25 protein-coding genes are annotated in these 22037 nt (G+C 72.1%); 12 read left to right on the forward strand and 13 right to left on the reverse strand.

Annotated features, from left to right (window positions below):
* Nucleotides 1-86: 86 nt before the first annotated feature.
* Together ACFZBB_RS05195 and ACFZBB_RS05200 are read right to left on the reverse strand one after the other, a co-directional pair.
* Nucleotides 87-812, reverse strand: a complete 726-nt coding sequence (locus tag ACFZBB_RS05195; RefSeq protein WP_391117977.1) for a 1-acyl-sn-glycerol-3-phosphate acyltransferase — start codon at nucleotides 810-812, stop codon at nucleotides 87-89.
* 158 nt (nucleotides 813-970) lie between these two features.
* A complete protein-coding gene (locus tag ACFZBB_RS05200) occupies nucleotides 971-2458 on the reverse strand; it encodes a DHA2 family efflux MFS transporter permease subunit (protein ID WP_391117979.1) in 1488 nt (495 codons plus the stop codon).
* A 118-nt stretch (nucleotides 2459-2576) separates the two neighbouring features.
* On the opposite strand from ACFZBB_RS05200, the gene ACFZBB_RS05205 reads away from it, so the two are divergent.
* Nucleotides 2577-3293, forward strand: coding sequence for a TetR/AcrR family transcriptional regulator C-terminal domain-containing protein (locus ACFZBB_RS05205; RefSeq protein WP_391117981.1), 717 nt, complete (start codon nucleotides 2577-2579; stop codon nucleotides 3291-3293).
* A gap of 129 nt (nucleotides 3294-3422) precedes the next feature.
* Here ACFZBB_RS05205 and ACFZBB_RS05210 read toward each other — a convergent pair whose 3' ends face one another.
* The 7 genes from ACFZBB_RS05210 to ACFZBB_RS05240 form a co-directional block, all read right to left on the reverse strand.
* Entirely contained in the window at nucleotides 3423-3584 is a 162-nt protein-coding gene (locus ACFZBB_RS05210) for a hypothetical protein (protein ID WP_355341139.1), read from the reverse strand.
* A 136-nt stretch (nucleotides 3585-3720) separates the two neighbouring features.
* Entirely contained in the window at nucleotides 3721-4773 is a 1053-nt protein-coding gene (locus ACFZBB_RS05215) for a hypothetical protein (RefSeq protein WP_391117983.1), read from the reverse strand.
* A 15-nt stretch (nucleotides 4774-4788) separates the two neighbouring features.
* On the reverse strand, nucleotides 4789-5745 hold the full coding sequence (locus ACFZBB_RS05220) for a cytochrome c oxidase assembly protein (RefSeq protein WP_391117985.1): 957 nt from the start codon (nucleotides 5743-5745) through the stop codon (nucleotides 4789-4791).
* Nucleotides 5746-5915: 170 nt separating this feature from the next.
* A complete protein-coding gene (locus ACFZBB_RS05225) occupies nucleotides 5916-6941 on the reverse strand; it encodes a 6-phosphofructokinase (RefSeq protein ID WP_188282470.1) in 1026 nt (341 codons plus the stop codon).
* Between the two features lie 247 nt (nucleotides 6942-7188).
* A complete protein-coding gene (locus ACFZBB_RS05230) occupies nucleotides 7189-7917 on the reverse strand; it encodes a type 1 glutamine amidotransferase (RefSeq protein WP_188282469.1) in 729 nt (242 codons plus the stop codon).
* A 60-nt stretch (nucleotides 7918-7977) separates the two neighbouring features.
* Nucleotides 7978-9216, reverse strand: coding sequence for a MurT ligase domain-containing protein (locus tag ACFZBB_RS05235; RefSeq protein WP_355341129.1), 1239 nt, complete (start codon nucleotides 9214-9216; stop codon nucleotides 7978-7980).
* Nucleotides 9217-9469: 253 nt separating this feature from the next.
* Nucleotides 9470-10114 (reverse strand): TetR family transcriptional regulator, encoded by a 645-nt coding sequence (locus ACFZBB_RS05240; protein ID WP_188282467.1) that lies wholly within the window; start codon nucleotides 10112-10114, stop codon nucleotides 9470-9472.
* A 149-nt stretch (nucleotides 10115-10263) separates the two neighbouring features.
* Between ACFZBB_RS05240 and ACFZBB_RS05245 the strand changes: the two genes are divergently transcribed.
* A complete protein-coding gene (locus tag ACFZBB_RS05245; protein ID WP_391117987.1) occupies nucleotides 10264-11496 on the forward strand; it encodes an acyl-CoA dehydrogenase family protein in 1233 nt (410 codons plus the stop codon).
* A 140-nt stretch (nucleotides 11497-11636) separates the two neighbouring features.
* Nucleotides 11637-12461, forward strand: a complete 825-nt coding sequence (locus ACFZBB_RS05250; RefSeq protein WP_391117989.1) for a hypothetical protein — start codon at nucleotides 11637-11639, stop codon at nucleotides 12459-12461.
* Between the two features lie 29 nt (nucleotides 12462-12490).
* Here the strand turns inward: ACFZBB_RS05250 and ACFZBB_RS05255 are convergent, their stop codons facing one another.
* Nucleotides 12491-12658 (reverse strand): hypothetical protein, encoded by a 168-nt coding sequence (locus ACFZBB_RS05255; RefSeq protein WP_355341375.1) that lies wholly within the window; start codon nucleotides 12656-12658, stop codon nucleotides 12491-12493.
* 183 nt (nucleotides 12659-12841) lie between these two features.
* Between ACFZBB_RS05255 and ACFZBB_RS05260 the strand changes: the two genes are divergently transcribed.
* A complete protein-coding gene (locus ACFZBB_RS05260; RefSeq protein ID WP_262928374.1) occupies nucleotides 12842-12970 on the forward strand; it encodes a hypothetical protein in 129 nt (42 codons plus the stop codon).
* A 94-nt stretch (nucleotides 12971-13064) separates the two neighbouring features.
* Nucleotides 13065-13715, forward strand: a complete 651-nt coding sequence (locus tag ACFZBB_RS05265) for a winged helix-turn-helix domain-containing protein (RefSeq protein WP_391117991.1) — start codon at nucleotides 13065-13067, stop codon at nucleotides 13713-13715.
* On the opposite strand, the gene ACFZBB_RS05270 is transcribed toward ACFZBB_RS05265, so the two are convergent.
* Nucleotides 13699-14163: a universal stress protein gene (locus ACFZBB_RS05270; RefSeq protein ID WP_391117993.1), complete on the reverse strand. Its 465-nt coding sequence runs from the start codon at nucleotides 14161-14163 to the stop codon at nucleotides 13699-13701. The genes ACFZBB_RS05265 and ACFZBB_RS05270 overlap by 17 nt on opposite strands.
* Before the next feature lie 229 nt (nucleotides 14164-14392).
* Between ACFZBB_RS05270 and ACFZBB_RS05275 the strand changes: the two genes are divergently transcribed.
* Nucleotides 14393-14935 carry an SRPBCC family protein gene (locus ACFZBB_RS05275; RefSeq protein WP_391117996.1) on the forward strand — a complete coding sequence of 181 codons (543 nt, stop codon included), beginning with the start codon at nucleotides 14393-14395 and terminating at the stop codon, nucleotides 14933-14935.
* A 198-nt stretch (nucleotides 14936-15133) separates the two neighbouring features.
* Nucleotides 15134-15694 (forward strand): GNAT family N-acetyltransferase, encoded by a 561-nt coding sequence (locus tag ACFZBB_RS05280; protein ID WP_391117998.1) that lies wholly within the window; start codon nucleotides 15134-15136, stop codon nucleotides 15692-15694.
* 34 nt (nucleotides 15695-15728) lie between these two features.
* On the opposite strand, the gene ACFZBB_RS05285 is transcribed toward ACFZBB_RS05280, so the two are convergent.
* On the reverse strand, nucleotides 15729-16031 hold the full coding sequence (locus tag ACFZBB_RS05285; RefSeq protein WP_391118000.1) for a hypothetical protein: 303 nt from the start codon (nucleotides 16029-16031) through the stop codon (nucleotides 15729-15731).
* A gap of 76 nt (nucleotides 16032-16107) precedes the next feature.
* On the opposite strand from ACFZBB_RS05285, the gene ACFZBB_RS05290 reads away from it, so the two are divergent.
* The 4 genes from ACFZBB_RS05290 to ACFZBB_RS05305 all read left to right on the forward strand — a co-directional run bounded on the left by ACFZBB_RS05290 (nucleotide 16108) and on the right by ACFZBB_RS05305 (nucleotide 19758).
* Nucleotides 16108-16848, forward strand: a complete 741-nt coding sequence (locus ACFZBB_RS05290; protein ID WP_391118002.1) for a L,D-transpeptidase family protein — start codon at nucleotides 16108-16110, stop codon at nucleotides 16846-16848.
* An 83-nt stretch (nucleotides 16849-16931) separates the two neighbouring features.
* Nucleotides 16932-18080 carry a hypothetical protein gene (locus tag ACFZBB_RS05295; protein WP_391118005.1) on the forward strand — a complete coding sequence of 383 codons (1149 nt, stop codon included), beginning with the start codon at nucleotides 16932-16934 and terminating at the stop codon, nucleotides 18078-18080.
* 382 nt (nucleotides 18081-18462) lie between these two features.
* Entirely contained in the window at nucleotides 18463-19101 is a 639-nt protein-coding gene (locus ACFZBB_RS05300) for a flavin reductase (protein ID WP_391118007.1), read from the forward strand.
* A gap of 156 nt (nucleotides 19102-19257) precedes the next feature.
* Complete coding sequence (locus ACFZBB_RS05305) at nucleotides 19258-19758, forward strand: cupin domain-containing protein (protein WP_355341098.1); 501 nt, start codon at nucleotides 19258-19260, stop codon at nucleotides 19756-19758.
* A 122-nt stretch (nucleotides 19759-19880) separates the two neighbouring features.
* Here ACFZBB_RS05305 and sigJ read toward each other — a convergent pair whose 3' ends face one another.
* A complete protein-coding gene (gene sigJ, locus ACFZBB_RS05310) occupies nucleotides 19881-20960 on the reverse strand; it encodes an RNA polymerase sigma factor SigJ (RefSeq protein ID WP_391118009.1) in 1080 nt (359 codons plus the stop codon).
* A gap of 331 nt (nucleotides 20961-21291) precedes the next feature.
* On the opposite strand from sigJ, the gene ACFZBB_RS05315 reads away from it, so the two are divergent.
* The gene (locus ACFZBB_RS05315; protein ID WP_355341092.1) at nucleotides 21292-21924 is read left to right on the forward strand and encodes a hemerythrin domain-containing protein; all 633 of its coding nucleotides are present in this window, start codon (nucleotides 21292-21294) and stop codon (nucleotides 21922-21924) included.
* The last annotated feature ends 113 nt before the right edge of the window (nucleotides 21925-22037 follow it).

Here is a 22037-nt window from a genome sequence, read left to right on the forward strand (position 1 = left end):
TTCGCCCTCGGCGCAATCCCGGCAGCGCGTGACGGGGTCCCGGCGGGGCGCGGCGCATTCCCGGCGGGGCGGGAAGAAGCCCCGGATCAGGACGACTTGCGGCGCAGTCGCCCCCCGGTGCCGCTCTGCGCGAGCGCCGCCTGCTCGGCCTTCACCTCGCCCGCGTACCGGTCCACGTACTCCTGCCCCGACATCGCCATGATCGCGTACATGATCTCGTCGGTCACCGACCGCACCACGTACCGCTGTTCCTCCATGCCGAAGAAGCGGCTGAAGTCCAGCGGCTCGCCGAAGCGGATGGTGACCCGGCCGATGCGCGGGAACTTCCGTCCCGGCGGCTGGAGTTCGAAGGTGCCGAGCACCGCGCAGGGGATCACGGGGGCCTGGGCGCGCAGCGCCATCAGCGCGACGCCGGTCCTGCCGCGGTACAGCCGCCCGTCGTGCGAGCGCGTGCCCTCCGGGTAGATGCCCAGCAGTTCGTCACGCTCCAGGACCTCGATCGCCGCGGTGACGGCGGCCTGCGACGCCTTGCCGCCCGACCGGTCGACCGGGATCTGTCCGACGCTGCGGAAGAACGCCGCCGTCAGCCGCCCCTTGAGGCCGGGACCGGTGAAGTACTCGGCCTTGGCCAGGAAGGTGATGCGGCGCGGCAGGATCGCGGGCATCACGAAGTGGTCGGTGAACGACAGGTGATTGCCCGCGATGATCGCCCGGCCGCTCTCGGGGATGTTCTCCATCCCCTCGATCCGGGGCCGGAACATCAGCCGCAACAGCGGCCCGAGGACCACGTACTTGAGCAGTCGGTAGAACACGGTGGCTGCCTCCCCTGACCCGTCCCGGTGCGCCCGGACAGCGGTGCCCCGATCCTCGGTGCCCCGGCAGAGTAGTGCCCGCGCCCCCGCCGCGCGAGCCCGGCGCACGCCCACGACCCGCGCCTTTGCCCGGCCGGGGCGTACGCACGGTTCTCCGGTCAGTGTCCGGCCGGCTCCGACTCCTCGCCCTGCCCGGCGTGTTGGGCCGCGCGCGGCATCAGGAAGGCCACCAGGAAGGCGGCGGCGAGCCCGCCCGCCGCCATCAGCAAGGTGGCCACGGCCGCCGCGCCCATGCCGTGTCCGGTCCGGGCGAAGAAGGCCGTGCCCAGGACGGCGACGCCGATCGAACCGCCGAGCTGCTGCACCGCGTTGAGCACCCCGGAGGCGGAGCCGGTCTCCTGGTCGGACACACCCGCCAGCGCGATGTCGAAGAACGGCGCCATCACCACACCGAGTCCCGCGCCGCTGACCAGCAGGGACGGTACGAGCTGCCAGCTCGTCACGGAGTCGCCCGCCAGGCGCACGGTCAGCGCCACCGCGCCCACGGACAGCGCGGTGAGCAGCAGTCCGCCCTGTACGGCACGGCGGCCGTAGCGCGGGCCGAGCCACATGCCGGACAGCGTCGCGCCGACGGCGGAGCCGAACGCCCAGGGGATCATCGTCGCGCCCGCGTGCAGGGCGCTGAAGCCGAGCCCGTACTGGAGGTAGAGGGTGACCACCAGCATCAGGCCGGTCAGCGCGGCGAAGAAGACCAGGCCGACGGCGAGGGAGCCGGTGTAGCCGCGGTGCCGGAACAGTCCCGGCTCGATCAGCGGCGAGCCGCCGCGGGCCCGTACCGACCTCTGGTAGCGCGCGAAGAGGACGAGGACCGGTACGGACGCCGCCATGCAGAGGTGACTCCACAGCGGCCAGCCCAGGTCGCGGCCCTGCACCAGCGGATAGACCAGCAGCAGAACGGCGACGCTGAGGATGCCGACACCCGGCACGTCGAGCCGGGGCGGCCGTGGGGCGCGGCTCTCCGGCAGTACAAGCGGGGCGGCGGCGAAGGCGACGAGCGCGATCGGCACATTGATCAGGAAGATCGCCCGCCAGCCGGTGCCGAAGAGATCGGCGTCGGTCAGGAAACCGCCGAGCACCGGACCGGCGACCGCCGCCAGACCCATCACCGGGCCGAACACGCCGAAGGCGGCGCCCATTTCGGCCGGCGGAAAGACCTCCCTGATCAGGCCGAGGCCCTGCGGCACCATCATCGCGGCGAACGCGCCCTGCGCCGCCCGCATGCCGATCAGCATGTCCGCGGAGCCCGAGCAGGCGCACAGCAGCGAGCAGACCGCGAAGCCCGCCACCCCGATCAGGAACATCCGGCGGCGGCCGACGATGTCACCGAGCCGCGCCCCGGTGATCATCAGGACGGCGAAGGCGAGGGTGTACGCGGCGGCGATCCACTGGATACGGGTGGAGCTGCCGCCGAAGTCCGCCTGGATCGAGGGCGAGGCCACGCCGACGATCGTGGCGTCCAGCAGGTCCATCACCTCCACGGCCAGGACCACGGCGAGGGCGAGCCAGCGCAGCCGCGCACCGCCGGCCGGGGCCGCGTCCGGCTCCGACGCGCGATCCGGGTCCTCGGTGAGGGTCGATGCGGTCACGGTGATTCCTCCGGGCGGTGGCGGGACGGCGTGCTGTGAACGAACACTGTTCTACTTACGAACACTGTTCGCGTCAAGTACGATGTTCGCAGCCGCTGTCCCTGGAGGTTCCACCGCCGTGACCGAGATCCCCGCCCCGCCCTGGGGACCGACCCGCAAGCGCGCGCCGCGCCGCGTCCTCAGCCAGGACGGGATCATCGCGGCGGCCCTGCGGATCGTCGACACCGAGGGCATCGACGCGATGAGCATGCGCCGGGTCGCCCAGGAGTTGGGCACGGGAGCGGCCTCCCTCTACGCGCACGTCGCCGGGCGGGACGAGCTGATCGCCCTGGTGCTCGACCGGGTCAGGGCCGAGATCCACTGCCCGGTCCCCGACCCCGAGCGGTGGCAGGAGCAGGTGAAGGACGTGATGCGGCAGGCCCGCGCGGCGCTGGCCGCGCACGGCGACCTGGCCCGGCTCTCGATCGAGATCGGCGTCCCCACCGGCGAGAACGCGATGCGCACGGCCGAGGGCGTGCTCGCCATCCTCGCCGCGGGGCGACTGCCCGTGCAGGTCTGCGCCTACGGGGTCGACGCGCTCGCGCTGTACGTCACCGCCGCCGCGGCCGAGGAGGCCGCCCTCGCCTTCCGCACCGGCGTCACGACGGCGGGCAAGGACGACTTCCTCGCCCAGGTCCGCGACTACTACAAGAGCCTGCCCAGCGGGCAGTTCCCCGTCATCACCGGCATGGTCGACGAGCTGATGCGGGACGTCGGCGACGAACGCTTCGAATTCGGCCTCGACCTGCTGGTCTCCGGCCTCGCCCGGCACGCGGCCCCGGCGGCGGGGGAGTAGGCCACCCGCGCAGATCCGGCAGCCCGCCCGTATCCGGCCGCCTGCCCAGATCCGGCCGCCCGCCCGTATCCGTATCCGGCCGGTCGGCCGCCCGCCCGGCCCAGGGCTCGCTCAGCGCGGCCCGCACACTCAGTGCGGCTCCCGGATCGCCGCCGCCCCCGCCGTGCACAGCCCCAGCACCACCCAGCCGAACCACAGCCAGCCGTTCGACCCCAGTGCCACGGTGTAGGCGACCACCGCCACCAGAAACGCCACCGTGGTCAACGCCATCGCTTTCACGGAACCCGGCATCGCACGCCTCCCTTCCGCAGGCGCGTGCGCGCACCCGCCGACGAGGCGGAAGCCGTATCGCGGCCCTTCCTTCATGGTGACCCCACGGGCACCCCGCGCGCCACCACGCCTCACGGCCCGCCGCGCGCCAGGCCGCTCACCACTCCCCGTCGGTCACCCGGCCCGGATCGTCGCCCAGGTACTTGACCTGCTCCGGCTTCGGCGGCGCCCACGGCTGCTCGTCGTCGCCCAGCCAGTCACCGACCGGCCTGACCCCGGCCAGCGGCTCGGTGGCGGCCAGATCCTCGCCGTCCGCGTCGTAGTAGTCGAACCACGGCAGCCCCGCCGCGTTGTACGCCGCCCGGTCCACCGGGGACGCGGGCGCCGGTTCGCCGGTGATCTCCCGCCACTGCGGGGCCGTCGCCAGGTGGACGAAGACCCGGCCGGACGGCTTCTTCCGCCAGGCCTCGGCGGGCCGCTCGTCGCGGTACACCTCCTGGCGCATCCGGCCGCCCGCGCCGAGCCCCATCGCGGGCGCCGACCTGGCCGCCATCGGTGCGGGCGGCGGCACGGGACCCGCGCCAGGGGCCGTCGACGGGAGCGCGGGTCCGCCGTACCCCCCGGCCGCCTGCGCCGACACACCCCACGGCCCGTTCGTCGTCACCGTCCTGCGGCTCTGCTCGGCGCGCCAGCGGGCCAGCGGCTCCTCGCGCAGCTCGAACACCTGGAGCTGCACCCCGCCCCAGACCTCCTCGCCGGAGACCTGCCCCTCCACGGTCGCGCCGAGCCCCAGGGGCACGGCCACGAACTGCCGGATCGTGCCGGGGCCCGAGTTGATGCCGTCCAGCCACGGCTGCCGGGGCAGCACCACGTAATTCTGCGGGTCGCGCGACAGCCGGTCGCTCCACGGCCGGCCCGACACCGCGCACACCTTGCCGACACCGACCTGGAGGGCGGCGGGCGCGGCTGAGGAGAAGCTGAGCCACATCGCCTCGCGCTGGTACACCGGCAGCAGCACCCCGCCGTGCGCGCGCCACCGCTCCGGAGTCCGCCCGGCGAAGTCGCCCACGCGGCGCAGCGGGAAGGAGCCCAGGCCGGGCGGCAGCGGGTGCGTGCCCTTCTCGGGCAGCCGCAGCGTCCGCATGAAGCGGACCGTCACCCCGCCGGGCAGCTCCAGCGCCGCCCCCGAGATCCGTACCTGTTCGCCCATCCCGGGCCCCCTCCGTCAGCCGCGACCGCGCGCCTCCAACGATGCCAAATACGCGTTGTACGCGACGAGTTCCGCGTCACCGTCGCGGTCCGCGGCCCGGTCGCCGCGCCGTGCCTGCCGCTGCTCGGAGGTGTACCACTGGAAGAGCAGCGCCACCAGCACGACGACCGACGGGATCTCGCTGAACGCCCAGGCGATGCCGCCCGCCGCCGTCTGGTCGCCGAGCGCGTCGATGCCCAGCGAGGCGGACGGGTGCTCGAAGGTGGTCAGCATCGGCTCGCTGGCCATCATGACCGCGATGCCGAAGAACGCGTGGAAGGGCATCCCCGCGAACAGCTCCAGCATCCGCATCACATAACCGGGCCGGTGCGGCCCCGGGTCGACGCCCATGATCGGCCAGAAGAACAGCAGGCCCACCAGCAGGAAGTGCACCATCATCGCGATGTGCCCGGTCCTGGTGTGCATCAGCGTGTCGAAGATCGGCGAGAAGTACAGCCCGTACAGGCTCGCGATGAACAGCGGAAGCGTGAAGGCCGGGTGCGTGATGATCCGCAGATACCGGCTGTGCAGCAGCTTCACCAGCAGCTCGCGCGGTCCGGTGCGGCCGCGCTCGGCGGCGGGCAGCGCCCGCAGCGTCAGCGTCACCGGGGCGCCCAGCAGGATCAGGATCGGTGAGAGCATGCTCAGCACCATGTGCTGCACCATGTGCACGCTGAACATGACCATGCCGTAGTCGTTGAGCTTGGTGCACATCACCAGAGCGACCGTCAGCACCCCTGTGACGAACGCCACGGTACGGCCGGGCGACCACGAGTCACCGCGCCGCCGCAGCCGCAGCACGCCCCAGCCGTAGAGGACCAGCGCCACCAGGCAGCCGATGAGGAAGAACGGATCGCCGCCGCTGAACGACAACCCCCGGCCGAGGGTGAACGGCGGCAAGTCCATGTGCATGCCGTGTCCGCCGTGGTCCATCCGTCACTCTCCTGTCGCGCCGGGCCGCGTGCTGCCGGTCCGGCCCGTGCTCCGATTCGACCCTTGTGCCCGCTCCAGAGTAGAACCGCCCCCGGACGCCGATTCGGCCGGGGGCGGGGAGCGCCGACCCACGTGGTCGGAGCACGTCATGAAGCGTCAGGACACGTCACTCACAGCACGCACTCGGCCTCGACGTACCGCTCGGCGGGCACCGTCTTCAGGTGCTCGACGGCCTCCCCGAGCGGAACCAGCGTGATGTCGGTGCCGCGCAGCGCCGTCATCATGCCGAACCGGCCCTTGTGGACGGCCTCCACGGCGTGCCAGCCGAAGCGGGTGGCGAGGACGCGGTCGTACGCGGTGGGCGTGCCGCCGCGCTGGACGTGCCCGAGGATGACCGGCCTGGCCTCCTTGCCCAGCCGCTCCTCCAGTTCGACCGAGAGCTGGTTGGCGACGCCGCTGAACCGCTCGTGGCCGTAGATGTCGGTCGCGCCCGACGTGAAGTCCATCGTGCCCTCGCGCGGCTTGGCGCCCTCGGAGACCACCACGATCGCGAACTTCTTGCCCGCCTCGAAGCGCTGCCCGACGACCCGCGCCAGCTCCGACACGTCGAACGGCCGCTCCGGCACCAGGATCGCGTGCGCGCCCGCCGCCATCCCGGAGTGCAGCGCGATCCACCCGGTGTGCCGCCCCATGACCTCCACGATCAGCACCCGCTGGTGCGACTCGGCGGTGGTCTTGAGCCGGTCCAGGGCCTCGGTGGCCACCATCACGGCGGTGTCGAAGCCGAAGGTCACGTCCGTGGACGCGATGTCGTTGTCGATGGTCTTGGGCACACCGACGATGGGAAGGCCCGCGTCCGACAGCAGCCGGGCCGCCTTGAGGGTGCCCTCACCGCCGATCGGGATGATCGCGTCCAGGCCCAGGTCGGCCACGTGGCCCCTGGCCTGTTCGACCCCGCCGCGCAGGTGGGCGGGCTGGACCCGCGAGGAGCCGAGGATCGTGCCGCCGCGCGCGAGGATGCCGCTCACGGCATCGAGGTCCAGTTTGCGGTAGTCGCACTCGAGCAGGCCCTTCCACCCGTCGTGGAAGCCGATGACCTCGTCACTGTGGTCCACCACGGCGCGGTGCACCACGGACCGGATGACGGCGTTCAGCCCGGGGCAGTCGCCGCCGCTGGTCAGCACACCAATACGCATTGCTCTCGTTACTCCCGCAACTCGACCGGACGGCCGGACCCCGTCGTCCGGATGGATCGCAGCCAGCTTACCGAGAGCGGCTGTCACGCCTCCACGGCGACCGAACTGCGGACACCTGACGATTACTCAAACTCCGGGGAACGCCTGCGCAGCGTGACGGACCCGCCTCGGACCCCCGCGACGCACGACACCCGCGCCCTCCTGCGAGGACACGGGCGCGGTACGGGTCAGGCGGGTCGGAACGGTGTCACGCGGGCTGTACGGCCGCCGCGATCCGCTCGGCGCGCAGCGCCTCGAACCACTGGTCGTCGACCGGCGGCAGCGCGTTGACGTCCAGCGCGAGCTTGATCAGCAGGTCGGCGATCTGCGGATTGCGGGCCATCACCGGACCGTGCATGTACGTGCCGAAGACCGTGTCGTTGAAGGCGCCCTCGGTGCCGTCCCCCGTGCCGTTGCCCTTGCCCATCCGCAGCCTGGCCAGCGGCCTGGCCTGCGGGCCGACATGGGTGACGCCCTGATGGTTCTCGAAGCCGGTCAGCGGCGGCAGATTGAGGTGCGGGTCGATGTCGGCCAGGACGTCGCCGACGCACCGCTCGCCCTCGCCGCGCACGCTCACCACGTCGAGCAGGCCGAGGCCCGGCTCGGGGCGGCCCAGGTCGTTGACGAACTCGTGGCCGAGGATCTGGTAGCCCGCGCAGACCGAGAAGACGATCGCGCCGTTGGCGACCGCCCGGTTCAGGCCGCCGTCGCGGCGCAGCCGCTCCGCGGCCAGCCGCTGCGGGCGGTCCTCGCCGCCGCCGATCAGATAGATGTCCCCGGACGTCGGCACCGGCTGGTCGGAGCGGACGTCGACCCGGGTGACCGGCACCCGGCGCTGCTGGGCGCGGCGCTCCACGACCAGCGCGTTGCCCTGGTCGCCGTAGGTGCTCAGCAGGTCGGGGTAGACCCACACCAGGCGGAGGCTGGACTCACTCATGCGTGCTTCTCCTTGTCCGTCGTCAGCAACGTGACGCGATGTGACGCGACGTGGTCGCGGTCAGTTGCCGACCCGGCGGCGCAGGTCCTGGAAGGCGGTGTAGTTGGCGATGGCCTCGATCCGGCCGGGCGGCGCGGAGCGCACCGCCTCGTCGAGGTTGGCGCAGACCCGGAACTGGAGCCCGGCGACCTCCAGGCGGACCGCGAGGTCCAGCTTGCGGTCGCCGATCACCATGATCGGGTGTCCGGCCAGGCGGGTGTAGTCCACGTCCCACAGCCAGGAGGTGTCGGTGCCATCGGCGCCGCGCGCGTTGACCGACAGGATCACCGGGGTGGGCGGGCCGTCGATCAGCGAGAACGTCTCCAGCCAGCCGGCCGGGTTCTTCGCCAGCAGCAGCCGCAGCTCGCGCTGCTGGAAGCTCACCACGTCGTAGCGGCCCGCGACCGCCTGCACCGCGTACATCCGCTCCAGCGCGACCTTGGGGTCGATGCCGAAGGCGGCGGCGGCGGCGGCCGAGACCGCCGCGTTCGACTTGTTGGCGCGGCCCGGGAGCTGGAGGTGGATCGGCCAGGCGGAGCCGTGCGGGTCGATCACGTGGTCGCCGGACAGCGCCCAGGTCGGGGTGGGGCGGCGGAAACCGCACTCGGCGCAGAACCAGTCCTCCGACGGGCGTTGCAGGACGCCGCCGCAGGACGGGCACGACCAGGCGTCGTCCTTCCACTCCTGGCCCGCCGCCACCCACACCACGGTCGGGCTGGAGGAGGCGGCCCAGGTGATCAGCGGGTCGTCGGCGTTGGCGATGATGATCGCCTCGACCCCGGCCAGGCCCTCGCGCCACTTCTCGGCCAGCATGCGGGTCTCGGCCGCGCGGTCGAGCTGGTCGCGGGAGAGGTTGAGCAGCGCGATGGCCTTGGGGGCGACGTCGCGGGCGACACCCGCGAGGTACTTCTCGTCGACCTCGATCACGCCGAAGCGCGCCTCGGAGCCGCCCGCCAGCGCGGAGGTGATCCCCGCAGGCATGTTCGCGCCGAGCGCGTTGGAGACGACGGGGCCGCCCGCGCGCAGCGCCTCGGCCAGCAGCCGGGTGGTGGTGGTCTTGCCGTTGGTCGCCGACACCAGGATCACGTCGAGGTGCCGGGCGAGCCTGGCCAGCAGGTCGGGGTCGAATCTCAGCGCCACCTTGCCGCCGATCACCGAGCCGCTGCCACGGCCTGCCGCACGCGACACGCCCGCCGCCACCTTGCCCGCCGTCACGGCCAGTTTCGCCCGCGGCGACAGCGGCTCCGAGTTGCCTGCCATCGTCTCTCTTCCTCCTCGACTGCGACCGGCCCCGCTGCCCCGTGGCGGCTGGTTGTACGCCTCCGAGCGCCACTTGGGCGGCCGACAAGGTTCGGTCCCGGCTCAGCCTATCGACTCCGGGCCCCCGGACCGCACCGCGCCGCCCCGGTCGGGCCGCGCGCCGAACTCCACGCGCACCGGGGGCATCCGCGCCGCCGGCGCTGTCTGTGGGGACGGGTGCGGCCCGCCCGCGGTTCCTGATCCGCCGACCGCGTTACAGCCCCGGGCTGCCCGCCCGGTCGCCGGCCGCCGCGAGGCGGCCCCACAGCAGGTCGGCCAGGTGCCTGACCAGCAGGTCGCGGGAGAACGGCCGCTCGCCGAGCCACCAGTCGCCCGCCGCGTACATCATGCCGACGATGCCGTGTCCCCACGCGCGGGCGAGCTGCTCCGAGTCGGGGCCGAGGTCGAGGCGTTCGGCGATCACCTCGGCCAGGTCCTCGCCCATGCGGCGCAGCAGCGGTACGGAGTGCCGTCCGGCGTCCAGTCCCTTGTCGCCGTCGGCGGGCGCCTCGGCCGGGTGCATCAGGAAGCGGTAGACCTGCGGGTGGGCCTCGATGGCGGACAGATACGCGTGCAAGGTGGCCTCGACGCGGTCCCTGCGGTCGCCGGGGGAGTCCAGTGCGGCCCGCAGGGTGGCCAGCAGCGCGTCGGTGTGCCGCTTGGCCAGCGCCCGGTACAGGCCGCTCTTGTCGCCGAAGTGCCGGTAGAGGATCGGCTTGGTGATGCCCGCCTCGGCGGCGATGGCGTTCATGGACGCCTCGGGCCCGTCCCGCAGGACGACGCGGTCGGCCGCTTCGAGCAGCTCCGCCCGGCGCCGCTCCGTGGCCGTCCGCTGGTCCTGCCGCTGGCCGGTGTCCACCCGCGCCTCCCCAATTGTTCGATTGCTGGTGGTCAGCGCAACGTAACACCCCGCCAGCCGCCCCCCGCGCGCGGCGGAATGAGTTGACATGGCCTACCGGTCGGTAACAGACTGCTGTTACCGCTAGTAACCGGCACGTGGAGGGGAAGATGGGCGACTTCACGCTCGAACTCAATGACGACCAGCAGTCCGTGCGCGACTGGATCCACGGCTTTGCCGCCGACGTGATGCGCCCGGCCGCCGCCGAATGGGACGAGCGCGAGGAGACCCCGTGGCCCATCATCCAGGAGGCCGCCAAGATCGGACTGTACTCGCTGGACTTCTACGCCCAGCAGTTCTTCGACCCCACGGGCCTGGGCATCCCGCTCACCATGGAAGAGCTGTTCTGGGGTGACGCGGGCATCGCCCTGTCCATCGTCGGCACCGGACTCGCCGCCGTCGGCGTCCTCGCCAACGGCACCGAGGAGCAGATCGGCACCTGGGTCCCGCAGATGTACGGCGACGCCGACGACGTCAAGCTCGCCGCCTTCTGCTCCTCCGAGCCCGACGCGGGCTCCGACGTCTCCGCGATGCGCACCCGCGCCGTCTACGACGAGGCCACCGGCGAGTGGGTGCTCAACGGCACCAAGACCTGGGCCACCAACGGCGGCATAGCCAACGTCCATGTCGTCGTCGCCGTGGTCGACCCGGAGCTGGGCACCAAGGGCCACGCCTCCTTCATCGTGCCACCCGGCACTCCCGGCCTGTCCCAGGGCCAGAAGTTCAAGAAGCACGGCATCCGCGCCTCGCACACCGCCGAGGTCGTCCTGGAGGACGTACGGATTCCCGGCGACTGCCTGCTCGGCGGCAAGGACAAGCTCGACGAGCGGCTGGCACGGGCCCGCGAGCGCGCCAAGTCGGCCAATGGCGGCGAGCGGGTGAAGAACGCGGCGATGGCCACCTTCGAGGCCTCCCGCCCGGCGGTCGGCGCCATGGCCGTCGGCACGGCGCGCGCCGCGTACGAATACGCCCTCGAATACGCCACCGGTCGCGAGCAGTTCGGCCGCCCGATCATCGACAACCAGGGCGTCGCCTTCCAGCTCGCCGACATGCGCACCCAGATCGACGCCGCCCGCCTCCTGGTCTGGCGCGCCTCCTGGATGGCGACGGCGGGCAAGCCCTTCACCTCCGCCGAGGGCTCGATGTCCAAGCTCTTCGCCAGCGAGACCGCCAAGAAGGTCACCGCCCAGGCCATCCAGATCCTCGGCGGCAACGGCTACACCCGCGAGTACCCGGTGGAGCGCATGCACCGCGACAGCGCGATCTACACGATCTTCGAGGGCACCAGCGAGATCCAGCGTCTGGTCATCGCCCGCACGCTGTCCGGGATGCCGCTGCGCTGACGCGGCGCGACGGCACAGGACTCAGGGGCGGACGCCGGGGTGTCCGCCCCTGAGCATGTCCCGGCGGCCACCCCCTCGTTGGGCAGGGTGTACATCATCCGATACGCGCCGATTTCCGGCGCAAGCCCCGGGGAGGGCCGATGGCCGACCCGCAGTGGAAACGACTCATCGAACACGTCATGGCGGTCCCGGAACGCGTCTACGAGCACTGGAGCGGCGCCGACGGCTGGGACAACGACACGGAATTCGGCAAGGAGTACGGAGAGAACCGCGTCTCCTGGTGCGTGATCTTCGACTGGGACATGTATCACGACGTCGGTCTCGACCAGGCCGTCCCGAAGACCGACAACGTGACCGCGTTCAGCACATGGGCCCGACGCAAGGGCGCCTGGTCCGCGTACCCGAGCATCGGCGCCTGGGCGAATCTGGACGGCGGCGGGCACACCGAGATCGTCACCGGCTTCGACGAGCGCTACGTCCACACCAAGGGCGGCAACAGTGTGAAGGCCGGGGCCACCGACCGGGGCCAGGGCAACGGCGTGTGGTCGCACCGTGAACTGCGCCACGCCCAGCGCGTCACCGGCTACTTCGCGCCGCGCTTCCCCGACGGGATCTGCCCGCCGACCGCGGACCCCGCCGACCCGCGCGGCGGCACGGCGGTCACCTCCTACCGAGTGCGCCCCACCGCCACCACGCACCCGGCGCCCGCGTTCCCCGGCCGTGAGTACTTCGTCCTCGGCGCGGTCAGCGACCACACCCTGCTGCTCCAGACCTGGCTGCAACGCGGCAACTGGGGCCCGCCGTACAAGGTCGGCCCGTCCCGCACCATGACCGCGCTCGACCTGACCAAGGTCAAGGCCCTCCAGCGGCACTACGTCGCCGCGCTCGGCCCGGCGGACGGCGCCGTCGGGCCGCTGACCTGGCTGTACGCCTACGAGGTCGCGTACGGCCTGCGCGCGAGATGACCGCCGCCGCCCGGCGCGGCCCCGCGTGACTAGTCCCCGTCGTTGCGGTAACCGCGCAGCAGGAACCAGGCGAGGAACACCACACCGACCACCGAGACGACGATGATGCTGCGCATCACCGGACCGGGGCCGGGCGAATTCGACATCGCGAACGTCGTGACGTCGTGGAACGCGCCGAGATCCATGTGGGTATGCATGGGGGTACTCCTTATGGTCCGGCTGCCCAGGGTAGACCCGCGCCCCGAGCCGTCCGCGCTCCGGGTCGGCCCGCGCGCCGACCCGGAGCGCGCGCCCAGGTCAGTGGCCGGAATGCGGGCAAAGCGGCACCAGTGTGTCCGGGCGCTCACCGCACGCGCACGTCGTCTGGTTCAATAGGACACATGGCCAGCACTACTGACTCCGGGACAGGTCGCGACGACCTCGAGCCCTTCTGGCCGTCCCGGCAGGAGCACCACTTCGACCGCTGGTGTTGCCGCGCGACCCCCGCGCGGACCCGCGTCCTGAGCTGACCCCGCCGCACCGGCCTCCGAGCCGCTGCCCGCAGCCACCGGTCCCCGCGCAATACGGCGTCCTGACGACCCCATCGCGCGAAAGAGCCGAATCATGTCGAACCTGCCGAACGTCCACTCCCTTCCCACCCTGCCCGCCCGACCGGGCGGCGCGCCCTCCTCCGGCGGCGCTCCGGCCGTCAACCGGCAGCGACTGCGCGCCGTACGCCCCGACGAGGTGCCGCCCGCACCGGACTTCCTGCCGCCCGGCGCCACCTGGCTGCCCGCGCCGGGGCATGTGCTGCCCACCATCCCCGGCGGCGCCCCGATGGTCGGTTACCTGGTGCTCGTCCCGGCCGAGCAGGTCCCGACCGCCGTCCCCGCCCCGGCCACCGAGTTCCGCACCGGCCGGGCGGAGACCTCCGACCCGCTGTCCCAGGTGCCGATCAGCATCGACGACGAGCGCCGCACCGCCGCGGTCGACGGTCGCCAACTCGACCTGACCTACCTGGAGTTCGAACTGCTCGCGCACCTCGTCGCGCACCCGCACCGGGTGCACTCGCGCGACCAACTCGTGACCACGGTCTGGGGATACGGGCATGTCGGCGACGGCCGCACGGTCGACGTCCACGTCGCCCGGCTGCGCCGCAAGCTCGGCGCGGAGCACCGCGCCAGCATCGTGACGGTGCGCCGGGTCGGCTACAAGTACGCCCCCGCCGCGCCGGTATCGACCGCGGGCGCGACCGCGGCTACGGCACGACCGTGACCGGCCACCGTCCGGCTTTCACGAGCCGGACGGCGACCGAGCCGACGAACCGGTGCCCGGCGCGCTCCGAGGCGCCCACCACGACCGCGTCCGCGGTGAGCTGTTCCGCGGCCGTGGTCAGGCCGTTGTAGGGGTCGCCGCGGAAGGTGTGGAACTCCCACCGCACCGTGAACGTCCCCTGCAACCGCTCGACGGAGTCGCGGATCTCCGCCAGGAGCTGCTCGGCGATCCCGGTGTCGACCTCCGACACCGGGACCCCGAGGGCCGCGCCGGTCGGCATGTACGGCTGCACGTAGACCAGGGCGAGCAGCGCGTGCTGCCGCCGCGCGAGCCCCGCCGCGTACGCGGCGGCCCGCCACGACGTGTCGGAGCCGTCCAGTCCGGCGAGGATGACCTTCGGTCCGTCCGTGCCGCGCTCGAAGTGCGCCGGCAGCTTCTGCTCTTCCACGCGCGCCAGGCTATCGGCCTCCGGCCTGCGGTTTCATCCCCCGGCACGCAGCGTTCTCACTCCAATGGGCGCATTGCCACGACATGTGCACCTTTGCGGGGCACGCTGTGCGAGAGGAGTGAAACAGGCGGCGGTACCGCGCCGGAGCCGCGCACCCCACGGGTGTGGTCGGCGTACCCGCGACGGCTCGCCGCCCACGCCGCTACCGGGGAGGTTTGTGATGCCGAGCGTGTCCACGAACGTGTTCGTGTCGAGGCCGACCACGGAGGTCTTCGACTTCCTCGCCGACGCCCGCAATCTCGCCCTGTGGAGCTCGGGGGTGGCCTTCGTCGACTCGGCGCCCGTCCCGCCGGGCGTGAACGCGGAGTACCGCTACCGCTATCCCGGACGGCGCAGACCGCACCGGCTGGTCTGCGCCGCCTTCGAACCGGGCCGCCGGATAGTCTTCCGCGGCCAGCGCATGTGGTGCCCGCTGGGCACCCAGGTGCCCGTGTACGGCTTCGAGCTCGCCCCGCACGCCGACGGCACGCTGGTGCGGCTGTCGGTCACCAGCTCGCTGCGCGCGGCCCTCGTACTGCTCGCCCCGGTCGTGGCCATGGCCTGGCGCCGTGACCTGCCCGCCGACGCGAGGAAATTCTGCGATCTGCTCGGCGGCTCCCGCGCCCCGGCCACCCCGCTGCACGCTCCGGTGTCCGCTCCGGCGGTCGCCTCGGCCCCCGAGGGCCCGGTGCGGTCCACGTCCGCGCCGAGTGGCTTTGACTTCGCTCATTGAGTGTTAAACTAATAATGTGAAGACGTTCGCACACGTTCTTCACCCTTTACTGCCCCGGCCTGGTCCCCCCGTCCCGGCCGGGGCTCCTTCATGTCCGGACCCGCTCCTGACCCGCTCCGGGCTCGCTTCAGCCTGTGTCCGGCCCGCGCCGGCCTGCCTCGGGGGCCGACTGTCGGACCCTCGTCGTACGGTGCGGACATGAACGACGCACATGAGCCGCGAGTTCGCATCGAGCCCTGGTCGGCTGACGACCTGTGGCTGCTCCGCAGGACCAACACACCCGAGATGACCGAGCACCTCGGCGGACCGGAGACCGAGGAGCAACTGCTCTCCCGGCACCAGCGCTACCAGGACATCGAGAAGACCGGCGGCCGGATGTACCGCGTGGTGCTCGTCCCGGACGGCGAGGTCGCCGGTTCCATCGGCTTCTGGGAACAGACGTGGCGGGGCGGGAAGGTCTACGAGACCGGCTGGGCGATCCTCCCGGAGTTCCAGGGCCGGGGCCTGGCTGCGGACGCCGCCCGCGCGGTGACCGAGGCGGCCGGAGCCGCGGGCGCCCACCGCCACCTGCACGCCTTCCCCAAGGTCAGCCACCCGGCGTCGAACGCCGTCTGCCGCAAGGCCGGATTCACGTTGCTGGGCGAGGCCGACTTCGAGTACCCCAAGGGCAACCCGATCACGTGCCACGACTGGGTGATCGACCTGACGCCGGACGCCCCTGAGGCTGACCCGGCCGGGGCTCCCACGGCGACCGGCTGACGGTCGCAGGGCGTTCGCGGCCAGCCGCGGGCCGTCAGGAACCGGCGGCCCGCAGCTGGGGCACGATCTGCTGCCGTACGTAACCGCGCACGTCCTGGCCGCGCAGGCCGCCGCGAATCACCGTCACCGAGTGCGCGGCGGCGGCCTTCCGCAGCCGACGCGCGGCCAGCGGGCCCACACCGCCGCCGATCACCAGCGCCTTCACACCGCCCGCGCCGATCAGGGAGACGGCGTCGCGCGCGCCGGTGACGCCACGCGCGTCGAAACCCTCCTCGCGAAGGACCGTGGTCGCGGAGCTGACAATGCTCTCCATACGGCCGATTACCACAACGGTCATGCTTAGCTGCTGCCCATTCACACCCCGCACACACCCGGCTGGCGCTCATCCGCCACCACCGCACCGAGGAGACCCCGTGCGCCCACTGACCCCGACCACCCTGGTCACCGCCGCGGCCCTCGCCACCACCCTCGCGGTCGGCGGCACCGGCGCCGGTCCCGGCTCGGGTACGGCGCAGCCCCGGCCCGTGGCGAACCTCCCGCAGATCATGAAGGACACCGGCGGCGGCACCCAGCTCATCACCGCGAGCGCCCCCACCCTCGGCTCCACCAGCGGCACCCTCACCTGGTGGGAGAAGCAGAGCGGCGGCTGGAAGGCCGTCGGCACCGCACCCGCCCGCTTCGGCGCCCACGGCCTGGCCGACGGCGCGACCCGGACCCAGAACACCAGCACCACGCCCACCGGCCTCTACGGGCTGCCGCTCGCCTTCGGCAACGCCGCCGCGCCCGCGGGCACCACCCTGCCGTACAGCGCGGTCACCCCGACCGCCTGGTGGTGCGAGGACACCCAGTCCACCTCCTACAACCGCTGGGTCGACCCGCTGCCGAAGGACTGCCGGGGCACCGAGTCCGAGCGCCTGGCCGACTACCCCGGGCAGTACGCGCATGCCGTCCTGATCGACTTCAACTACGCCAAACCGGTCAAGGGCCGCGGTGCCGGGATCTTCCTGCACGTCAACGGCAGCGGCGCGACGGCCGGTTGCGTCTCGGTACCCGCCGACGCGATGAGCCGGATCCTCGCGTGGCTGCGGCCCGCGGCGCAGCCGCACATCGCCATCGGCACCGTGGACGGCGGCACGGCGTTGACCGGTTACTGACCCCCTGGCGCGCTGTTGGGTGACGCTACCGCCCCGTACCGTAGGGCACAGGCGCAACACCAGTGACGCGAAGGGGAATTGCCGTGTCGTTCGCAGAGGACCGGTCGCAGGCCGTGGAAGACGTCGTCCACGCGTGGACGCACGGCACCGACTGCTTGTTACGCGAGGCCGACGGCGGCTCGGGGGAGACGGTCGGGACGGAGACGGGGCCCAGGATGCTCTCGCACGCGGAAGCCGTGCAGATCGTCCACGCCCAGCTCGTCCTCATCGCCCTCGGAGCCGACCTCGGCCGCCTCCAGACGACCGCGAGGACCTGCTACCGCACCGCGGTCGACATGCGGCTCGAACGGCCGGAGGACGCCCGCGCCTACGCCAGGGCCGCCGACCTGTGCGAGCGCGCCGCCCGCCTGGTGGTCGACGCGGGAGCCGCGGGCGACGACCGGGCCAGGCGCCGCCTGCTCGCCGTCGCCGAGCACGACACCGCTGTGGCGACCGGAGCCGTGGACCCCGAAATCGCCGACCGCGCCCGCCGCGTCCTGGAGTCCGCACTCAGCGAGGCCGAGACCAGGGCCGCCCGCGACACCGTGCCCCAGCAGCGCGGCCCGCGCTATCCCGGGCCGACCTACGACGAGACCACCGGACGCCACCGCGTCGGCGTCGACGCGACCGGCGAGCCCGCCTACTGGCAGCTCAACACCCCCGGCTCCGGCATGGAGAGCGGCCTGATCTGCGGCGCGCCCGGCAGCGGCAAGAGCAGCTTCCTGCTGATGGTGCTCTACGAGGCCGCGTGCCGCGAGGAGTTCACGCTGTGGCTGGCCGACCCCGGCGGCCGGCACGACACGCCGACGCCGATCGCCGAGGCCGCCGCCCGTACCGCCGCCACCCGCGAGCAGACCGTGGACCTGCTGCGCGACGCGGTGGCGGTGATCGCCGACCGCGCCCGCCACCACGGCCCGGTCCCCGACCCCACCGACACCTGGCAGGGCATCGTGCTCGCCGTCGAGGACTGCCGACTCGTCTTCGCGGACGACCTGGAGGCCACCCGGCTCGCCGAGCGCGTCGTCGCCGTCGGCGGCCGGTTCGGCGTGGCGCTGGTCGTGACCGCGCCCGACGCGGACCTCGCGTCCTTCGGCGGCAGCCTCGCGCTGCGTGCCGGGCTCGCCAGGACCAATTGCTTCCCGCTCGGCCCCGGCGGACGGCAGATGCTCACCGCGCTCGGCCGCGCGGTCTGACGGCCAACCGCCTCCGGCCGAACGTCGGTTGCCGGGTCGCCCTCGGCCGGCCCTCGCCCACCGACCGCCGGATCTGACACTCCTCTGACACGCGCCTGGCCCTTTCCGGAAGGTCGGGCGGTGCATCTGTGGTTCCTGACCGAGACCTGAAACCGGAGATCTTGTGACGGACCGGCGGACCGAAGAACCTGGTAGTCAGGATCCGGTGCGGTGTCGGCGAAAGCCCCCGGCGCGGTCCTTTCTCTCAGAATCTCTACGAATATCTCGAAATCCCTCTGAATCTCTCGGGTTCTCTCCGAACGACCATGACGACCGTCCCCTGACGTCCGGGTGCGGCCCCTGAATCGCGTTGTCGGGCTCTGTGGTGTGGGAGGTGTGGACGATGGCAGGTGCGATGTCGTCGAACGCGGTGGCGGCCGGGACCGTCGCCGGAAATACGGTGGCGCCGCCCGGTGAACGGGTGGGCGAGCCGGCCCCGTTGAGCAGACTGATGTCACTGCATCAGGCGCACCCGGTGGACGGCCGGTCCCTGCGGACGGTGTGCGGGATGTTCGTCACCGGCGTGACGGTGATCACCAGCGGCGAGGACGGCAACGCCGAGGGCACCACGGTGAACTCGTTCACCTCGGTCTCCCTCGACCCGCCGCTGGTGCTGTTCTGCCTGCACAACGAGTCCCGACTGCGGTCCGTCGTGCAGGAGTCGGGGAAATTCGTCGTCAACTTCCTCCAGGGGCAGCAGGAGAGCGTGGCGCGCGCCTTCGCGGGCAAGGGCACCGCGGAGATCCACGACGTGGCCAACCACCCGTCGGTGACGGGCGTTCCGGTGCTCAGTGAGGCGCTGGCGTTCCTGTCCTGCCAACTGGTCGAGGAGTTCGACGGCGGCGACCACACGATCTTCCTCGGCCGCGTGGTCGAGTTGGGCGTGCCGCGGCAGCACCAGGAGCCGCTGGTCTTCTTCCGCGGCTGGCTCGGCGCGCTGGAGGAGGAACTGCGCGGCGTGCACCCCATCATCGACGGCTGACCGCCCCGCCCGTTCCCTGTTTCCTTGGCACGGCGGTGCGTCGCACGGCGATATTTCGCGACGGCCCGTGGTCTTCCGCGTGGATCCGAGTTGATCCGCGGTGTTCGTGTTCCTGACGTTTCTGCGAGTTCCCGAATTCGACCGGTGGAGGGTGTGATGGGCGTGGATTCCGGCAAGGTCGTCCGACTGGAGGACGTCGTACCGATCACATACGGCGGAGGCGAGGAGACCCGCTTCCTGCTGCGCGGCTCGGACACCAGCGGCCGTTCCTCGTTCTACGAGGTCCGCATGCCCGCGGGGGAGGGCTCGGTGTGGCATGTGCACCATGACACCGACGAGTCCTTCTACGTCCTTGAGGGGGAATTCGAGGTCAAGGTCGGCGAGGAGATCCACAAGGCGCCCGCCGGGACGATGGTGCACGGCCCGCGCGGCGTGTGGCACTCCTTCTTCAACGTGGGCGAGACCACGGGACTCATGCTCTGCACGATGACGCCCGGCGGCATCGAGCTGTTCTTCGAGGAGCTGAGCGAGGTGCTGACCCGCCCCGAGCGGCCCGACTGGGACACGATCAAGGCGGTCGGCGAGCGGCACGGCATCACCGCCGCCCGGCCGCAGGGGGGACCGCACGGCGGCCCGCCGGTCAGCGCGCCGCAGTAGTCCGTACCGCCGCGCACCGTCCTCGCGACGGGGGTCGGGAGCCGCCGGGTGACCGGCGCCCTGCGCGCCGTCGGGTGACGGGGGGCGGCCGGTCCGGGGGATTCACCCGGCGGCTCCCGGGCCTAGGGGGTGTCCGCGCGCCGTCCCGCCTCCCGCGGGTGCGCGTCCTCCCGCTCGGGGTCCAGCTCCAGCTCGGGCACCGCGTCCGGCGCGAGCCGCGGCGCGCCCGTCGGCTCACCGCTCTCGTCGAGCCGGACCCGGGAGAGCTTGTCGGGGTTGGTGACCAGGTAGATGTCGGTGATCTGGTCGTTGCTCGGGTTGAGGTCCATGACCATGACCGCGTACGGCGAGTCGCCGGAGAAGACGACGGCCGACGGGTCGCCGTTGACCTGCTGGTAGCGAATGTCCAGCGACTCGGGCAGCCGGCTGGTGGCGTAGCCGTTGAGGAAGCGGGCGACCTTGTCCCGGCCGTTGACCGGCCGGAGCGCGGAGCGGACCTTGCCGCCGCCGTCGGTCCACATCGTCACGTCCGGCGCGAGCAGGCTCATCAGCTCGGCGATGTCGCCGCCGAGCGCGGCGGCCACGAACCGTTCGGTGACCTGCTGCTGGAGGTGCGGGTCGGCCTGGTACCGGGGCCGCCTGGCCTGGACGTGCTCGCGGGCCCGGTGCGCGAGTTGCCGAATCGCGGACGGGCTGCGGCCCAGGATCTCGGCGATCTCCGTGTGCGCGTAACCGAACACCTCGTGCAGGACGAAGACCGCCCGCTCCAGCGGCGTCAGCGTCTCCAGCACCACGAGCAGCGCCATGGACACCGACTCGGTGCGCAGCGCGGACTCCGCGGCGTCCACGGCCTGCGCGCCCTGCGGGCTGTCGAGGGCCTCGGGCGTACGGGTCAGCAGCGGCTCGGGCAGCCAGGGCCCGATGTACGTCTCGCGGCGGCGGCTGATCGTCGCCTGCCGGGCGAGCGCCTGGTTGACCGCGATCCGCACCAGGTACGCGCGCGGGTTGTCGATCTCCTCGGCGTCCGGCTGGCGGACCCGGCGGGCCCAGGCCAGCCAGGTCTCCTGGAGGACGTCCTCGGTGTCGGAGACACTGCCGAGCAGGTTGTAGACCACCGAGAACAGGAGTTCCCGATGGCCGACGAACACCTCGGTCGCGCGGTCACCAGCAGCCGAGGGGAGCTGAGCCGGAGTGTCGGACACGATGTGAGCCTCCCGTGATGCGTTTCACCTATGAGGTACCGCGGACCCGAAAGCGTGACACTCGCGCCGCGAAATGTGACGCGCGTCTCTTTCACCTGCGATATTCCGGCGCGCCCCACCGAGCTCCGTGAGTGCTGGAATGATCACACGGTGCCACGATGTCACATTGACCGTGGCCCGAAGCTCTTTATCCGCGGGGCCGGACACGGTCTGGCGGTGGCCCGGACGCCGGGCCCGGAGGGGAGCCTCCGGACCGTCGAGGCTCCGAGCGGTCACCCCGATCCCCGGGGGGCCGATAACGACATTCGCACGAAGAAAGTGGTGGGCCGTCGTGGCCGAGTCGAAAGACCCGAACGTGGACATCGATTTCACCGTCATGTATGCGACGCACAAGGCGTTCCGTCGCGACCTGCGACGGCTGGCGACCGCGGTGGCCGCCGGTCAGGCGACGGCGCCGCAGGTGCGCGCGGGGTGGGACAACTTCAATCACCAGCTCCACAACCACCACTCGGTCGAGGACCGGGCGCTGTGGCCGCAGGTGGAGGCCAAGATCGCCGACCGTCCCGACGATCAGCGGCTGATGAAGGAAATGGAAGAGGAGCACGCCGAGCTGGGCCCGCGCATCGAGGCGGTGGACACCGCGATCAAGGGCGGCGGGGGCGACCTGGCCGCGCTGATCGAGGACCTTTACCAGGTGATGGACGGCCACTTCACGCACGAGGAGGAGGCCGCGCTGCCGCTGATCCAGGACGTGCTGTCGCCCGCCGAATGGCGGACCTTCGGGCTCGCCAACGCCAAGAACCTCGGCATCAGCGGCGTCAGCGTCTACATCCCCTGGGTCATCGACGACGCGACGCCGGACGACCAGAAGCGGTTCCTCGGGTCCTTCCCGCCGCCGCTGCGCGTCGTCAACAAGCTGATCTGGCAGCGCGGTTACGCGAAGAAGGAGCTGTTCAAGGTCTGACCGGGCCCGGGCACCGACGACCGGGCGCCTGAACGGCCGGAATCGGCGGGCACCGCGCCACCGGGCGCGGTGTCCATGCTCGGGCACTGTGGAAAGGCGTGGCCATGGACAGC

The sequence above is a fragment of the Streptomyces sp. NPDC008139 genome, assembly GCF_042957025.1.
Taxonomy (GTDB): Bacteria; Actinomycetota; Actinomycetes; order Streptomycetales; family Streptomycetaceae; genus Actinacidiphila.

Bases quoted from the DNA above. Each gene is read 5' to 3' on its own strand.
- ACFZBB_RS05220 (WP_391117985.1), bottom strand. From the start codon at position 5,745: ATGGACCACGGCGGACACGGCATGCACATGGACTTGCCGCCGTTCACC.
- ACFZBB_RS05235 (WP_355341129.1), bottom strand. From the start codon at position 9,216: ATGGCAGGCAACTCGGAGCCGCTGTCGCCGCGGGCGAAACTGGCCGTG.
- ACFZBB_RS05230 (WP_188282469.1), bottom strand. From the start codon at position 7,917: ATGAGTGAGTCCAGCCTCCGCCTGGTGTGGGTCTACCCCGACCTGCTG.
- ACFZBB_RS05255 (WP_355341375.1), bottom strand. From the start codon at position 12,658: ATGCATACCCACATGGATCTCGGCGCGTTCCACGACGTCACGACGTTC.
- ACFZBB_RS05305 (WP_355341098.1), top strand. From the start codon at position 19,258: ATGGGCGTGGATTCCGGCAAGGTCGTCCGACTGGAGGACGTCGTACCG.
- ACFZBB_RS05250 (WP_391117989.1), top strand. From the start codon at position 11,637: ATGGCCGACCCGCAGTGGAAACGACTCATCGAACACGTCATGGCGGTC.
- ACFZBB_RS05245 (WP_391117987.1), top strand. From the start codon at position 10,264: ATGGGCGACTTCACGCTCGAACTCAATGACGACCAGCAGTCCGTGCGC.
- ACFZBB_RS05210 (WP_355341139.1), bottom strand. From the start codon at position 3,584: ATGCCGGGTTCCGTGAAAGCGATGGCGTTGACCACGGTGGCGTTTCTG.
- ACFZBB_RS05280 (WP_391117998.1), top strand. From the start codon at position 15,134: ATGAACGACGCACATGAGCCGCGAGTTCGCATCGAGCCCTGGTCGGCT.
- ACFZBB_RS05300 (WP_391118007.1), top strand. From the start codon at position 18,463: ATGGCAGGTGCGATGTCGTCGAACGCGGTGGCGGCCGGGACCGTCGCC.
- ACFZBB_RS05225 (WP_188282470.1), bottom strand. From the start codon at position 6,941: ATGCGTATTGGTGTGCTGACCAGCGGCGGCGACTGCCCCGGGCTGAAC.
- ACFZBB_RS05285 (WP_391118000.1), bottom strand. From the start codon at position 16,031: ATGACCGTTGTGGTAATCGGCCGTATGGAGAGCATTGTCAGCTCCGCG.
- ACFZBB_RS05215 (WP_391117983.1), bottom strand. From the start codon at position 4,773: ATGGGCGAACAGGTACGGATCTCGGGGGCGGCGCTGGAGCTGCCCGGC.
- ACFZBB_RS05260 (WP_262928374.1), top strand. From the start codon at position 12,842: ATGGCCAGCACTACTGACTCCGGGACAGGTCGCGACGACCTCGAGCCC.
- ACFZBB_RS05265 (WP_391117991.1), top strand. From the start codon at position 13,065: ATGTCGAACCTGCCGAACGTCCACTCCCTTCCCACCCTGCCCGCCCGA.